Raw genomic sequence first — 14,464 nt, forward strand, 5'->3', positions numbered from 1 at the left:
AAAGACGATCAGTGCGGGGCGGTCCGCACCGTCTCGTGCAATCCTTCGCGCCCGATCGTCAGGGGCACCGCCGGCTGACCCGGAACGGCCACCTCGTAGTCGCCCCGGAACCCCGAGAGCCGCACGCGCCCCTCGGCATCGGTGCGCACGGTCGCCGGCGACACCCACCACTCGTCGGCGATCAGCCGGTGCAGCGCCTCGTATGCCGGCTTCGGCGAGCCGTCGGCCCGGACCAGCCCACCGGGCGCACCCAGCCACATGCCGCGGTCGCTGAACCCCCAGTAGGTGATCGCCTCGACGGCGGGATGCGAGACCAGCGAGCGATAGTGACGTTCGATCTCGTCGGCCTGCCGGGCCTCGCCTTCGGCGGTCGAGGGCCACGAGGTCACCTGGTAGTCGTTGAGGTCGTCGATCTCGGAGGGCATGAGATCTCCCGACAGCAGCGTCGTCTCGGTGAAGTGCAGGGGAAGACCGAAGCGCGCGAACCGGTCGGCGACGGCGAGGATCTCCTCCTCGCCGCGGTACCCCTGGTGCATGTGCGTCTGCAGCCCGATGGCGTCGGGACGGATGCCGGCCTCGAGCATCTCGTCGATGACCCGCTCGTACGCCGGCGACAGATCGAAGTCGTTCACGAGCAAGACCGCGTTCGGGTTGGTCTCGCGCGCCTCCTCGAACGCCAGCCGCAGCATCGCCAGGCGACCCCGGTCTTTCGCGAGCCGGGTGATGCCGTTGTCACCGTTGTCGAACACCGGCATGATCACGGTCTCGTTGATGGCATCCCAGGTGTCGACGAGCCCGGCGAAGTCGGCGACGTCGCGCCGGATGCGCTCGCGCTGCACGCGCTCGATCTCATCGAGCTCGAGGTCGAGCAGCCACGGCGCGGTCACCGTGTGCCAGACGAGCGGATGCCCCTTCAGCGCCACACCGTGCCGGCGCAGCCACTGCGCAGTGCGGCGCATCTCGTCGGTGCGCGGCGCCCCGCGCACGGGCTCGAACCGGCCCCAGTAGAACGGCAGCGTCGCGGCGTTGTGGATCTGCAGCCAGAGCTCTGCCTCCGCAGCGGTCAGCTGCCACTCCCCCGTCAGGTCGTCGCCGTCGCCGACGTCGAAGCCGGTGTTGCCGAAGGCGAACTCGTGGCGCGTCTGGGCGACGGTGACCTCGGCGTCTGCGACCGGCTGGTCGTCGACGTCGACGACGGTGAGGACGGCCTCACCGAGGCGGTGTGCGGGAGCGGCGCCGAGGGCGACGGCGGGTGGGGCGACAGTGTGCATCCGTCGATGCTACGAACCGGGCGGTCCGGCACCGGCATCCCGGCGCTCTTTTCGAAAGAGCGTGCGCCGGGACGCTCAGGCCGCGAGGGCCAGATACGGCTCCCACCGCGGGTCGGAGCGCTCGGTGCCGCGCACCGTCCACTGCCCGCCGCGCGGCGGCTGCGGGGTGATCCTCAGCTCCCACGCCATCTCCTGCGGTGTGCGATCGCCCTTGACGTTGTTGCAGCGCAGGCAGCACGCCACAAGGTTCTCCCACGAGTCCGCACCACCCCGCGAACGGGGCAGGATGTGATCGATCGTCGACGCAGCTTTGCCGCAGTAACCGCAGCGGTGCCCGTCGCGGCGGAGGACACCCCGCCGGGTGACCGGCACGCGCCGACTGCCCGGCACACGCACGTATCTCGTCAGCAGGATGACCGCGGGGCGATCGTACGCCCCCGTCGCCCCCCAGACCGGTTCGTCGTCGATGTGCTCGACGACCGTGGCCTTGTCGTTCATCACGAGCACGAGCGCCCGCTTGAACGACACGACAGCCAGGGGCTCGTAGCCCGCATTCAGCACCAGAGTGCGCATTCCTGTTTCCCCTCGAATGGCCGGAACGGCTTTCACGGTTATTCGACTCGTGACGATTCGAGGGGCGGAGGGCATGAAAAAAGGCGCTGTCTACAGACAGCGCCTCGGCGCCACGGTCATCCCGTGGCCTCCATCGACATGATGCCGAAGGACGAGCAGGCCCAACGCATCCATGGTTCGGATACGTGGCGCGCCGTCCATCGGGCTCCCTCCGCTTCTCTAGAGCGTCAGCTGACCTCAGGCTAATACACGCGACACGCCCGGGGGTTCAGCAGCGTGAACATCCTGTGACGTGTCGGAGAACGACGAGGGCGCCCGGGGATATCCCCCGGGCGCCCTCGTCGATTCAGACTGCGCGTCACCCTGCGTTGGCGAGCAGCCATTCGTAGGAGTCGACGACGGAGCCGTTGATGTAGGTCTCGAAGTGCAGGTGGCAGGCGGTCGAGCGCCCGGTGCTGCCCACGAGGCCGATGATCTGACCGGCCGACACCGTCTGGCCGGCCTGCACGGTACGGCTGCCGTACGTCATGTGACCGTAGAGGGTCGAGACGCGCTGGCCGTTGATGACGTGGTCGATGGTGACGGCGACGCCGTAGCCGCCGTAGCTCTCCTGCGAGACACGGACCACGCCGGCGGCGGCGGCGAACAGCGGCTCACCGCAGGGGGCGAGCATGTCGGTGCCCATGTGAGCGCCGCCGCGCGCGAATGTGCGGTCGCCGACGGTGAAGCCCGTGAGCGGCCAGCGCACCTCGCCGGTGCCCGGGGCGACCATCGTGAGGTCGACGTTCGCGCGAGCGCCGGACGACGACGATGAGGATGCTGCGGATGCCGCGAGCTCGGCCGCGATGCGCGCACGCTCGGCGGCGGCCTCCTCGGCCTTCTTCTTCTCGATCTCCTCCGCGGTGGTCGCCGAGTAGCTGCTGCGAGACAGCTCGGCCGCACCGGCGTCAGAGGCGACCACGAGCGACTGGGCGTCGTCGACGGCGACCTGCTGCAGCGTCATCGGGTCGGCGGTGGCACTCTCGACCGCGGCGTAGGCGGGGAGCGCGACCGTGGCGATGAGTCCGCCGACCATCGTGAGGATCACCAGGGTGCGCGCAGGCTTCCGGCCGTTTCGGGGCCGTCTGCTCCTGGGCGGGGCGGCGACCGCCGGGCGGGCGGTCTTCAGAGTGGTCGTGCGGGCCGAGGCCTTGCGTCGGGTGCGGTCTCGGCGTTCGAGCCCCGGTCCGTCGGTCGCCGACGGGGAATCGGGGGTGTTGTCTGGATCGGCCATTGTCCTCCGGCGCCTCCGCGCTGTTCAGCGCTGGCTCGTCGACACTCAGTGTGGGGGCACGATGTGCGGGGCGGGCCGCGTGAACGACGAGCCGATGAGGCAATTCACGCGGAGTCCGTCGGCGGGCTTCTCGCCTGTGGACCCTCAGAGGCTACCCGAAGGTAACGAATAAGTCACGTTGCGAGGAGCTGAACCTCGTCGTCGACGAGGAAGATGTGCGACGCCACCTCCACGGGAAGCTCGAGCGCCTCGTCGTTGTCATCCATCTCCACCAGCACGTACCCCTCGCTGTAGCGGTAGCTGCCGGTACCGCCCGGAACGACGCCGGCAGCCTTCAGCTGCTGCAGCAGTTCGGGGTCGACCTGGGCGGGCTCGGCCAGACGTCGCACCGTCCCTCGCAACGGCCCGCCGGCGGCGTTGAGCTTGGTCACCAGGCCGATGACGCCCTGCTCGAACGTCTTCGCGGGGAGGTCTCCCAGCTGGTCGAGCCCGGGGATGGGGTTGCCGTAGGGAGACTCCGTGGGGTGGCCGAGCAGCTCGACGAGACGGCGTTCGACCTGCTCGCTCATGACGTGCTCCCAGCGGCAGGCCTCCTCGTGGACGTAGGCCCAGTCCAGTCCGATGACGTCGGAGAGGAGCCGTTCGGCCAGACGGTGCTTGCGCATCACATCGACCGCCTTCTGACGGCCCGCGTCGGTCAGCTCGAGCCGACGGTCTTCGGACACCACGACGAGTCCGTCGCGCTCCATCCGCCCCACCGTCTGCGACACCGTCGGACCGGAGTGGCCGAGGCGCTCGGAGATGCGCGCACGCAGCGGCACGATCCGCTCCTCCTCGAGCTCGAGAATGGTCCGCAGGTACATCTCGGTGGTGTCGATGAGGTCGGTCATGTGGCAGGGTCCTCGCGGGTCTCAGGGGTGTTTCCAGCCTAGTCGCCGTCGCCGACGCCGAGCCCGGGGCCGGCCGGCGGCGGCACCCGGCGAAAACGGCGCGCACGCGACATCCCTAGAATCGCTCGCATGGCCCACGTCGCACTGCCCCACGACCTGCTGCCCACCGACGGCCGATTCGGCTGCGGTCCGTCGAAGGTCCGCGGCGCGCAGCTCGAGGCCCTCGTCACCCGCGGCGCGACGCTGCTGGGCACCTCGCACCGCCAGTCCGGCGTGAAGAACCTCGTGGGATCGGTGCGCGAGCGACTCGGCTCCCTCTTCTCGCTGCCGGACGGCTACGAGATCCTCCTCGGCAACGGCGGCTCGACCGCGTTCTGGGACGCCGCGGCGTTCGGACTGATCGAACGACGCAGTCAGAACCTCGTCTTCGGCGAGTTCGGCGGGAAGTTCGCCGCCGCTGCGCGCGCCCCCTGGCTCCAGGCGCCCGATGTGCGCACCGCCGACCCGGGCGGCCGCGCGCGCCCCGAGGCCGTCGAGGGGGTCGACCTCTACGCCTGGCCCCACAACGAGACCTCCACCGGCGTCGCCGCGCCCGTCGAGCGCGTCACTGGCGATGACGGCGCGCTGACGGTCATCGACGCGACCAGCGCCGCCGGCGGGATCGACCTGGACATGTCGCAGGCCGACGTGTACTACTTCGCCCCGCAGAAGAACCTCGGCTCCGACGGCGGGCTGTGGTTCGCCGCGGTGTCACCGGCCGCGATCGACCGGATCGAACGGATCGCCGCCTCCGACCGCTACATCCCCGAGTTCCTGAGCCTGAAGAACGCCCTGGACAACTCCCGTCTGCAGCAGACCCTCAACACACCCGCGGTGGCGACCCTCGTGCTGCTGGACGAGCAGCTCGGCTGGATCCTCCAGAACGGCGGGCTGTCGTGGGCCGACGCCCGCACCCGGGAGTCGTCGGGGGTCCTCTACGACTGGGCCGAGGCGTCCCCGGTCGCCACGCCCTTCGTCGCCGACCCCGCCGACCGGTCGCCGGTCGTGGTGACGATCGACTTCGATGATTCGGTGGATGCCGCGGCGGTCGCCGCCAGCCTTCGCTCGAACGGGATCGTCGACACCGAGCCGTACCGCAAGCTCGGCCGCAACCAGCTGCGCGTGGCCACGTTCGTCTCGATCGAACCCGATGACGTCCGCACCCTGACCCGCGCGATCGACTACACCCTCGAGCGACTCTGAGCTACGCCGGCCGGACGCGCGGATTCAGTCGTCGCCGTCCTCGTCGTCGCTGACGTCGTCGGCCTCGTCGTCGGCCTCGTCATCCGCGTCGTCGTCGGCCTCGTCCGTGTCGTCAGCGAGCTCGTCGATGTCCACGCCGTCGAGATCGCCGGCGTGGAGGATCGGCGAACCGTCCTCATCGAAGTCGGCGGCATCGAGGTCATCGATGTCGTCGTCGAAGTCGGCGTCGTCGTCCTCCTCGGCGTCGTCATCATCCTCGGCGTCGTCACCGTCGAGGGCGGCCGCCTGCGCGGCCTGATACTCCGCCAGGCGAACCGCCCAGGGAACCCACTCGGGAGCCAGCAGCGCCCCGTCACCGGGAAGCAGTTCCGCCTCCAGCACGGTCGGCTCGGCGTCCTCGACGCGGGCGAGACTGACGGTCCAGAACCACCCCGGGTAGCCGTGCAGCCGGTTCTCGAAGCGGAGCGAGACGACGCCGTCGTCTTCGACCCGCACATCGGCGGGCTCGCCGATCGTGTCGACCGGTGTGATCTCGCGAAGGGCCGCGAGGGCGAGGTCGTGAGCCTCGAGCAGCCGGGGGTCGGGCTCAGGCTTCGAAGTCATCGGCGACCTTGCGGAGGACGGCGGCGACCTTCTTCGAGTGCGACGAGCTGGGGTAGCGGCCACGGCGCAGATCGGCGCCGATGCCGTCGAGCAGCTTCACCAGGTCTTCGACGATGACGGCCATGTCGTCGGCGGGCTTGCGGGCCCGCTTGGCCAGGCTCACCGGAGCCTCCAGCACCCGCACCGACAGCGCCTGCAGACCGCGCCGGCCGTCGGCGACGCCGAACTCCACGCGCGCACCGGGTTTGGGCGCCGCCGAGCCCGCGGGGAGCGCGGTGGCGTGCAGGAACACGTCCTGGCCCTCATCGGTGGTGATGAAGCCGAAGCCCTTCTCCTCGTCGTAGAACCTGACCTTGCCGGTGGGCATGAGACCTCGCTGAAATCGGTGCCTGCGTGGCGCGGGCATGACGGACGGCGGGCAGAGTTGTGCCCTCCCCCAGCCTACGCGGGCGGGCGCGAGCTCGTCACCGCGGCGCATCCGAACTCCACTGCCGGAGCGCACCCGATAGGCTGAGCGACGATGAGCACGCCGACTTCGAACGCCGACCTTCCGGTGCGGCGGATCGACCGCATCCTGGCCTTCATGTCGCTGGGACTGATCCTGCTGTCGATCGTGTGCTTCCTGGCCATCATGATCGGTTCGGCCACCGGCGCCGAGATGTCGGGCGGCGTCTGGCCCACCATCGGTGTCGTCGTCTGGATCGCGCCGCCCCTGGCCTTCGTCCTGATGCTGACGGTCCTCATCATGAGCTTCGTGCGAAGGGCGCGGGCCAACCGGGCAGGGTGATGGCTTCCGACGAGCGCGCCCTCGCGACGTGGCTCGCCGGTCGCGACGACCGCGAGCTCGCCGACATCCTCATCGCCCGCGGCGTCTCGCCCTCGGCGCCCTGGAAGGACTTCTTCGACGCCGCCGACGCCCTGCTGGAGAAGACGTCGGTCGATCGCGCGATGATCCACCTCACGCGGGGTGAGCTGATCGCCCTGGCCGCGACCGTCGACGGCAGGCCCCTCCCCGCCTCGGCGCAGGCGCCGCCGGCGCGCCTGGCGCTCACCGGCGACGACGGCGCACCGTGGCATCCCGTCGCCGCCGCCCTCCGCCACCTCCGCGCGGAGCGGCCCGACGCGTTCGAGCCCGCGGAGGGTGAGATCGCCCCCGCACCGGCGTCGGAGGAGGAGACGCTGGCGGCGGCCGAGCGCGTGTTCGCGACCGTCGGATCGCTCGCCGATGTGCTCGTGGCCGCCGCGCATGCGCCGCTCGCGCGGATCACCTCGGGCGGCGTGAGCGCCGCAGACCGGCGGAAGCTCCTGGATGCCGGGGCGCTCGGCGAATCGGACGATCTCGACGACATCGTCGAAGCAGCCGCAGCGGCGGGCCTCCTCACCTCGGGTGGTCGCGACTGGGAGGTCTCGGCCACCGGAGACCGGTGGCTGGAGGGGTCGACACCCGAGCGGTGGCGGACCGTGGTGACCGGGTTCCGCGATGCCCTGCCGTCCGGGGTGCGCACCCCGGAGGGCGGCTATCTGCCGGTGACGGCGTGGACGGCACGCTATCCGCTCGACGGGGAGTGGGAGCGCCGGTCCGAAGGCCTCGCACGCATCGCGCTGCAGTGGGGTCTCATCACCCCCGACTCGCACGAACCCGCGTGGGCGAGGTCGCTCAGAGGCGGCGCCGACCCGCAGCTCGACGAATTGACGCGGCACCTCCCCGCCGAGATCGACCGCGTCTACCTGCAGGCCGACCTCACCGCGATCGCGCCGGGCCCGCTGGCCCCGCGGCTGGAGCTGCGTCTGCGCCGGCTCGCCGTGCGCGAATCGCGCGCGCAGGCCTCGACCTATCGGTTCACCGCCGAGTCGCTGACCGCGGGGCTCACCGAGGGTGAGACCGCCGACTCGATCCGCGAGTTCCTCACCGGCCTGTCACTCACCGGCCTTCCGCAGCCGCTCGGCTATCTGATCGACAGCACCGCGGCCCGCCACGGTCTGATCAGGGTCAGGACGGATGCCGCGACGCGGCGCACCATGGTCGAAAGCGGCGATCCCGCGCTCCTCAACGCCGTCGCGGTCGATCAGGGCCTGCGCGCCCTCGGCCTGGTGGCCGACGGCGCCGCCCTGACGACGGGGGTCTTGCAGGAGACGGTGGCCTGGGCGCTGAGCGACGCCCGGTACCCGGTGGTCTCCGTCGGCGACGACGGCCGCCCGGTGGTGCTGCGTCATCGGGTGCGGCAGAGCTCCGATCGCCCCGACCCGCCCGCCGAACCGCACGCGGCCCTCATCCGTGCCCTTCGCGGATCGCACGACGGCGACGCCGAGAACGCCTGGCTGGAGCGCGAGATCGTCCAAGCGGTGCGCAGCCGCGCCGTGATCGACGTCGTCGTCCGCATGCCGGACGGGGCCGAGCGCACCTTCACCCTGGAGGCGACCGGGTTCGGCGGTGGGCGCCTGCGCGGCCGCGATCAGTCGAGCGACGTCGAACGCACCCTTCCGCTCTCCCACGTGGTCACCGTCCGCAGCGGGGCGTGAGCCCCGAAGCCCGCCCCACGGGGACCGTCGCCTCCGGCACCGGTAGACTGGAACGCTATGGCTGACGGACCCCTCATCGTGCAGAGCGATCGGACGGTGCTGCTGGAAGTCGCCCATCCCGAGGCGGAATCGGCGCGGCACGAGTTGGCGATCTTCGCCGAACTCGAGCGCGCGCCCGAGCACATCCACACCTACCGAATCACCCGCCTGGGGCTGTGGAACGCCCGCGCCGCCGGCCACGCCGCCGACGACATGCTCGCCACCCTCGACCGCTGGTCGCGCTTCCCGGTTCCCCCGTCGGTGTCGCTCGACATCCGCGAAACCGTCGGGCGGTACGGGCGACTCGTCATCGAACGCGACGACGAGGGCACGCTCGTGCTGCGCTCCGGTGACGCCCCGGTGCTGGCGGAGGTGTCGCGGAACAAGCGCATCCAACCGCTCCTCATCGGTCACCCCTCACCCGACACCTACGTCGTGGACGCCTGGGCCCGCGGTCAGATCAAGCAGGAGCTGCTGAAGATCGGGTGGCCCGCGGAAGATCACGCCGGGTACACGCCCGGCACCCCGCATCCGATCGATCTGGCCGAGAACGGCTGGCACCTGCGGCCCTACCAGCAGAAGGCCGTCGAGACCTTCGCCGACGGCGGCTCGGGAGTCGTCGTCCTCCCCTGCGGCGCCGGGAAGACCCTCGTCGGGGCCGGAGCGATGGCCGAGACGAAGACGACCACCCTCATCCTCGTCACCAACACCGTCAGCGCCCGGCAGTGGCGCGACGAGCTGCTGCGACGCACGAGCCTCACCCCGGAGGAGATCGGCGAGTACTCGGGGCAGGCGAAGGAGGTCAAGCCCGTCACGATCGCGACGTACCAGATCCTCACCGCCAAGCGGAAGGGACAGTACGCCCACCTCGCGCTTCTGGACGCGCTCGACTGGGGCCTCATCGTCTACGACGAGGTGCACCTGCTCCCCGCCCCGGTGTTCAAGCTCACCGCCGACCTGCAGGCACGCCGGCGCCTCGGGCTCACCGCCACGCTCGTGCGCGAGGACGGTCGCGAGGGCGACGTCTTCAGCCTCATCGGCCCCAAGCGGTTCGACGCCCCGTGGAAGGAGATCGAGGCGCAGGGCTTCATCTCCCCCGCCGTCTGCTACGAGGTGCGCGTCGACCTGCCCGCCGACGAGCGTCTGGAGTACGCCGCCGCGGCCGACGAGGAGCGCTACCGCCTGGCCGCCACCGCGCCGGCGAAGATCGACGTCGTCCGCCAGCTCGTCGCGCGCCACCCCGGCGAGCGGATCCTCGTGATCGGGCAGTATCTCGATCAGATCGACGAGCTCGCCGACGCCCTCCGGGCGCCCAAGATCACCGGCGCGACCCCCGTGGACGAGCGCGAAGAGCTCTACGGCGCCTTCCGCGAGGGCGAGATCTCGCTCCTCGTGGTGTCGAAGGTGGCGAACTTCTCGGTCGATCTCCCCGAGGCATCCGTCGCCATCCAGGTCTCCGGATCGTTCGGTTCGCGTCAGGAGGAGGCGCAGCGCCTCGGACGGCTGCTGCGCCCGAAGGAGTCGGGCCGCACCGCGAGCTTCTACACCCTCATCGCCCGCGACACCGTCGATCAGGACTTCGCGCAGAACCGCCAGCGCTTCCTCGCCGAGCAGGGCTACAGCTACACGATCCTCGATGCCGACGAGGTGGTGGCGGCGTAGCCGGATCATGAACGAGGGATCATGAACGACCGGGAGCGGAAGTACGACATCGTCCTGCTGGGTGCCACCGGCTTCGTCGGACGCCTCACCGCCGCGCACCTTTCGCGGAGCGCCCCCGAGGGCGCGCGGATCGCCCTTGCGGGCCGCTCCCCCGAGCGCCTGGTAGCCCTCCGCCGGGAGCTGGATGTCGCGTGGGACACCCTCACGGTCGACGTCGACGACAGCGCGACGCTCGACGACGTCGCCGCGTCCACGCGCGTGATCGCCTCCACCGTCGGGCCGTACGCGCGGCACGGCCTTCCCCTGGTGCGGGCCTGTGCCCGCGCGGGCACGGCCTACGCCGATCTCACCGGCGAGAGCACCTTCGCCGCGCGGAGCGTGGCGGAGGTGCACGAGGCGGCCCGCGACAGCGGCGCGCGGATCGTCCACTCGTGCGGGTTCGATTCGATCCCCTCCGACCTCGGCGTCGGACTCGCCCACGCCGCAGCCGGCGGCGGGCCCCTCGCCGAGGCGATCGTGCAGGTGCGCGCGATCAAGGGCGGCGTCAGCGGCGGGACGATCGACTCCCTCCGCCAGCAGCTGCTGGACGCACGGACCGATGCCTCGGCCCGCCGCGTCGTGGGAGACCCGTACGCGCTCACCCCGGGTCCCTCGAGGCGCCTGCCCGCGAGCAGCCGGGAGCGCGGGCTGCGCCTGGACGAGACATCCGACGTCTGGCAGGCACCGTTCGTGATGGGCGCCTACAACCAGCAGGTCGTGCAGCGGACGAGCTTCCTCGGCGGCTGGTCGTACGGCGAGCTGATGCGCTACCGCGAGGTCGTCGACACCACGACCGGCGCGGCGGGACGCATCATCGCCGCCGCGGTGTCGGCGGCGACCGGAGCCCTCGTCGCCGGGCTGCTATTCCCTCCCACCCGCGCGCTCCTCGACCGCATCCTCCCCTCTCCCGGAGAGGGGCCGAGCGCGCGGACGAGGGAAGCAGGCCGTTTCACGGTCGAGGCCGACGTCTACCCCGTCGAGGGCACGCCGACACGCACGCGGATCTCGGCGCCGTACGACCCGGGCTACGACGGCACGGCGGTGATGCTCGGCGAGTCGGCGCTCTGCCTCGCGTTCGACGACCTGCCGCCTCGCGGCGGCGTCCTCACGCCGATGGCGGCGATGGGCGAAGCGCTCGCCGAGCGCCTCCGGCGTCACCGCTTCACGGTGGAGACGGGGCCTCTCCCCGGCGGCTGACCCAGGCGCCGAACCACCGCATTCGCGACGAGACACCCGGCCGCGAGCGGTGGCTCGCCCCGACCGCGGTGGTCCGGCGGAGGGGATGCCGCCTTCGACCCTCCCCTCGCGGGGAGGTCGGAGGCCCTCAGCCCTGCCATGGCGGGGCATGTCGCACTCGTTGCGGGTGACATCGCCGTTAGCGCGCCGTTCGTGGGACACGCCCCACCGCGTGTCTCAGATGCGGTGGTCTGTGCCACGCGAGAGTCGCGAGTTGTGAGACACCGGAGCTCGGAGGGCGTGTCCCAGAGCCGATCCGGACGGTTCGCAGCGACGCGCAGGGCCCGCACATCACGCCGCGCGGGCGAAGAACTCCCGCACGAGCTCGTGCTCCACCGCGTGACCGTAGACCCCGACGCCGCCATCCGACCCGTGATCGAGCGCGCCGTCCGGGCGAGCCTCGGCTGACACGGCGTGAGAGCGGAAAACCCCGCATCCCGCCTCTCCGCGCGATATCCAGACAGCGCGTAGCCCACCTCGACATAATGAGGGGATGACTGCACCTCGCATCCTCGTTGTGGACGATGAGCCGAACATCCGCGATCTGCTCATCACGAGCCTCCGATTCGCCGGTTTCCAGGTCAGGGCCGTCTCCAACGGTGCGCAGACGATCTCGGCCGTGCTCGAGGAGGAACCCGACCTCATCGTGCTCGACGTCATGCTCCCCGACATGAACGGGTTCAGCGTCACCAAGCGCCTGCGCGGTGCCGGGTACACCGCCCCCATCCTCTTCCTCACCGCCAAGGACGAGACCGAGGACAAGATCACGGGCCTCAACGTCGGCGGCGACGATTACGTCACCAAGCCCTTCAGCCTCGACGAGATCGTCGCCCGCATCCAGGCGATCCTGCGGCGCACGATGCAGGCCGACGAGGAGTCGGTCATCCGCGCCGGAGAGCTGACGATGGATCAGGACACCCATGACGTCCGGGTCGGCGACGTCTCGATCGACCTCTCCCCCACCGAGTTCAAGCTGCTGCGCTACCTGATGCTGAACCCGAACCGGGTGCTGTCGAAGGCGCAGATCCTCGATCACGTGTGGGAGTACGACTTCAACGGCGACGCCGGGATCGTCGAGAGCTACATCTCCTACCTCCGCCGCAAGATCGATCCGCACTCGTCCGAGGCGCTGATCCAGACCAAGCGCGGGTTCGGGTACATGCTGAAGGCCGGCAAGACCGCCTGACACCGCCTGACACCGGCCACACGGCGCACCGCAGCAGCGCCCGAGACGACGAGGAGCAGGCCCTGGGCCAACAGCCGGACGCGATCACGCGATGGTGGCGCGGCACGAGTCTGCGCACGAAGGTGACAGGTGTCACGGTCGCGCTGCTGGTCGTCGGGCTGTTCGCAGCCGGGATCGGCACCGCGATCTTCCTCCGCAACAGCCTCATCGCCAGCCTCGACACCCAGGTCGAAGCCCTCGCGACCACGGATTCGGCGGATCCGCTGATCGACATCGGGGTCGAAGACGGCGTCCTGACCGCGCGCGCGATCCAGGGCGCGCCCCTGGCGGACTACTTCGTGGCGGTGTACGACCGCAACGGCGAACTGCTGACGACGGCCGGCGGGCGAGGGGGGACACAGCCCCAGCCGGCCTTCCCCGCCACCTACCCCGTCGCCGATGCGCAGACCAATCAGCTGAACATCGTGACGCTGCTCTCGCGCAACGGCGAGGCGGAATTCCGGGCGACCGTCGCCGTCAGCGAGTACCCGGGCGGCGGCGGTGTGTACTCCGAGATGGTCGCGCTCCCCGTCTCGTCGGTGAACCGCACGATCGCCAACTACATCGCGATCTACGGCATCCTCGCCGTCATCATCATCGCCGTCGCGGCGGCCCTCACCCGCTTCCTCGTGACCCTGACCTTCCGCAGCCTCGGACAGGTGGAGACCACCGCCGACGCCATCGCCGCAGGCGATTTCAGCCAGCGGATGACCGACATCGAACCGAAGACCACCGAGGTCGGGCGCCTGAAGACCGCGATCAACGCGATGCTGTCGCGCGTGGACGCCGCGATCACGCAGCGCGATGCCACGGTGCGGCAGATGCGCCGATTCATCGGCGACGCCAGTCACGAGCTGCGCACTCCCCTGGTGACGGTGCGCGGCTACGCCGAGCTGTATCGGATGGGGGGGATCTCGGGAGACGAGGCGACCGGTCAGGCGATGGAGCGCATCGAGAAGGAGGCCGTCCGGATGGGCCTTCTCGTGGAGGACCTCCTGGCCCTCGCGCGCCTCGACGAGCGGAAGGACGTCGCGATCACCCCGGTCGACCTGGTGCCGATCGCCCGGGACGCGGGCCTGGACGCCCGGGCCGCCTCGCCGCAGCGGACGGTGACAGTGAGGGATGCCACCGTGCACGAGCTTCGTCCCGCCCTGACGGCGGAGGTCGACCCCGCCGTCACCGGGGGCGGACGCCGCGGTGGATCACCCGCCACCGCACCCATCCCCCGGCGCGGCGCCTCGCTGTCGCGCCTTCGGCGACGCCCGCGGAACACCCCGGACTCGCCCGCGGCCCCCGCAGAGAGCACGCCTCCGCCCCCGCCGACCGCCGCCCACGCCGCGGCGGCGTCCGCCGTCGTCGTCTGGGGCGACGAGAACCGCATCCGTCAGGTCGTCGCGAACCTCCTCGGAAACGCGCGCCGGTTCACCCCCGACGATTCGCCGATCGAGCTGCGGGTGGGAGTCGACCGGGATGCCAATCTCGGCTGGATCGAGGTCATCGACCACGGCGAAGGCGTTCCCGACCAGATCAAGGACAAGATCTTCCAGCGGTTCTGGCGAGCCGACACCTCACGTACGCGCGAGACCGGCGGCACCGGACTCGGCCTGTCGATCGTCGCGTCGATCGTCGACGCCCTGCACGGATCGGTCGATGTGTTCGACACCCCCGGCGGCGGCGCGACGTTCCGGGTCGGTTTCCCGCTGGCGGAGTCACGGGATGCCACGGAGCACCTCCTGCTCGAGACGCAGCCGCTGCCGCGTCCCCCTCGGGAGTGACGCACGACCGTCCTCTCCTGCACAACCCGCGCACCGCGCGCGGTTGTCCACCGATGCCGCCTTCGCCGGTGCGCGGTCCATGACGGTCTCTAGCGTGTGGGGTGTCCACTTCGAAA

General features: G+C 70.8%; 13 protein-coding genes. 7 read left to right on the forward strand and 6 right to left on the reverse strand.

Translation table 11 applies throughout. The features are described 5' to 3' along the window. Nucleotides 1–8 precede the first annotated feature (8 nt). From HDC37_RS11580 to HDC37_RS11595, 4 genes are all read right to left on the reverse strand, one after another. Nucleotides 9–1,271: an endo-1,4-beta-xylanase gene (locus tag HDC37_RS11580; protein WP_179560571.1), complete on the reverse strand. Its 1,263-nt coding sequence runs from the start codon at nucleotides 1,269–1,271 to the stop codon at nucleotides 9–11. Between the two features lie 75 nt (nucleotides 1,272–1,346). Further along, nucleotides 1,347–1,844, reverse strand: a complete 498-nt coding sequence (locus HDC37_RS11585; RefSeq protein WP_179560572.1) for an HNH endonuclease — start codon at nucleotides 1,842–1,844, stop codon at nucleotides 1,347–1,349. Nucleotides 1,845–2,202: 358 nt separating this feature from the next. Next, nucleotides 2,203–3,117: a M23 family metallopeptidase gene (locus HDC37_RS11590; RefSeq protein WP_179560573.1), complete on the reverse strand. Its 915-nt coding sequence runs from the start codon at nucleotides 3,115–3,117 to the stop codon at nucleotides 2,203–2,205. A gap of 173 nt (nucleotides 3,118–3,290) precedes the next feature. After that, nucleotides 3,291–4,007: a metal-dependent transcriptional regulator gene (locus HDC37_RS11595; protein WP_179560574.1), complete on the reverse strand. Its 717-nt coding sequence runs from the start codon at nucleotides 4,005–4,007 to the stop codon at nucleotides 3,291–3,293. Nucleotides 4,008–4,136: 129 nt separating this feature from the next. On the opposite strand from HDC37_RS11595, the gene serC reads away from it, so the two are divergent. Continuing rightward, nucleotides 4,137–5,249 carry a phosphoserine transaminase gene (gene serC, locus HDC37_RS11600; RefSeq protein WP_179560575.1) on the forward strand — a complete coding sequence of 371 codons (1,113 nt, stop codon included), beginning with the start codon at nucleotides 4,137–4,139 and terminating at the stop codon, nucleotides 5,247–5,249. 24 nt (nucleotides 5,250–5,273) lie between these two features. Here serC and HDC37_RS11605 read toward each other — a convergent pair whose 3' ends face one another. Further along, nucleotides 5,274–5,852, reverse strand: a complete 579-nt coding sequence (locus HDC37_RS11605) for a DUF3027 domain-containing protein (RefSeq protein ID WP_179560576.1) — start codon at nucleotides 5,850–5,852, stop codon at nucleotides 5,274–5,276. Next, nucleotides 5,836–6,219 carry a cold-shock protein gene (locus HDC37_RS11610; RefSeq protein ID WP_179560577.1) on the reverse strand — a complete coding sequence of 128 codons (384 nt, stop codon included), beginning with the start codon at nucleotides 6,217–6,219 and terminating at the stop codon, nucleotides 5,836–5,838. The genes HDC37_RS11605 and HDC37_RS11610 overlap by 17 nt, the downstream gene beginning before the upstream one ends. A gap of 153 nt (nucleotides 6,220–6,372) precedes the next feature. Between HDC37_RS11610 and HDC37_RS11615 the strand changes: the two genes are divergently transcribed. The 6 genes from HDC37_RS11615 to HDC37_RS11640 all read left to right on the forward strand — a co-directional run bounded on the left by HDC37_RS11615 (nucleotide 6,373) and on the right by HDC37_RS11640 (nucleotide 14,348). Continuing rightward, nucleotides 6,373–6,639: a multidrug ABC transporter ATPase gene (locus HDC37_RS11615; protein ID WP_179560578.1), complete on the forward strand. Its 267-nt coding sequence runs from the start codon at nucleotides 6,373–6,375 to the stop codon at nucleotides 6,637–6,639. After that, nucleotides 6,639–8,372, forward strand: coding sequence for a helicase-associated domain-containing protein (locus HDC37_RS11620; protein ID WP_179560579.1), 1,734 nt, complete (start codon nucleotides 6,639–6,641; stop codon nucleotides 8,370–8,372). The genes HDC37_RS11615 and HDC37_RS11620 overlap by 1 nt, the downstream gene beginning before the upstream one ends. A gap of 57 nt (nucleotides 8,373–8,429) precedes the next feature. Continuing rightward, nucleotides 8,430–10,073, forward strand: coding sequence for a DNA repair helicase XPB (locus HDC37_RS11625; protein ID WP_179560580.1), 1,644 nt, complete (start codon nucleotides 8,430–8,432; stop codon nucleotides 10,071–10,073). Between the two features lie 21 nt (nucleotides 10,074–10,094). Next, nucleotides 10,095–11,309 (forward strand): trans-acting enoyl reductase family protein, encoded by a 1,215-nt coding sequence (locus tag HDC37_RS11630; RefSeq protein WP_179560581.1) that lies wholly within the window; start codon nucleotides 10,095–10,097, stop codon nucleotides 11,307–11,309. Nucleotides 11,310–11,841: 532 nt separating this feature from the next. Continuing rightward, the gene (locus HDC37_RS11635; protein WP_179560582.1) at nucleotides 11,842–12,534 is read left to right on the forward strand and encodes a response regulator transcription factor; all 693 of its coding nucleotides are present in this window, start codon (nucleotides 11,842–11,844) and stop codon (nucleotides 12,532–12,534) included. A 122-nt stretch (nucleotides 12,535–12,656) separates the two neighbouring features. After that, on the forward strand, nucleotides 12,657–14,348 hold the full coding sequence (locus HDC37_RS11640; protein WP_308472193.1) for a HAMP domain-containing sensor histidine kinase: 1,692 nt from the start codon (nucleotides 12,657–12,659) through the stop codon (nucleotides 14,346–14,348). Nucleotides 14,349–14,464 lie beyond the last annotated feature (116 nt).

The sequence above is a fragment of the Microbacterium sp. AK009 genome (assembly GCF_013410955.1).
GTDB lineage: Bacteria > Actinomycetota > Actinomycetes > Actinomycetales > Microbacteriaceae > Microbacterium.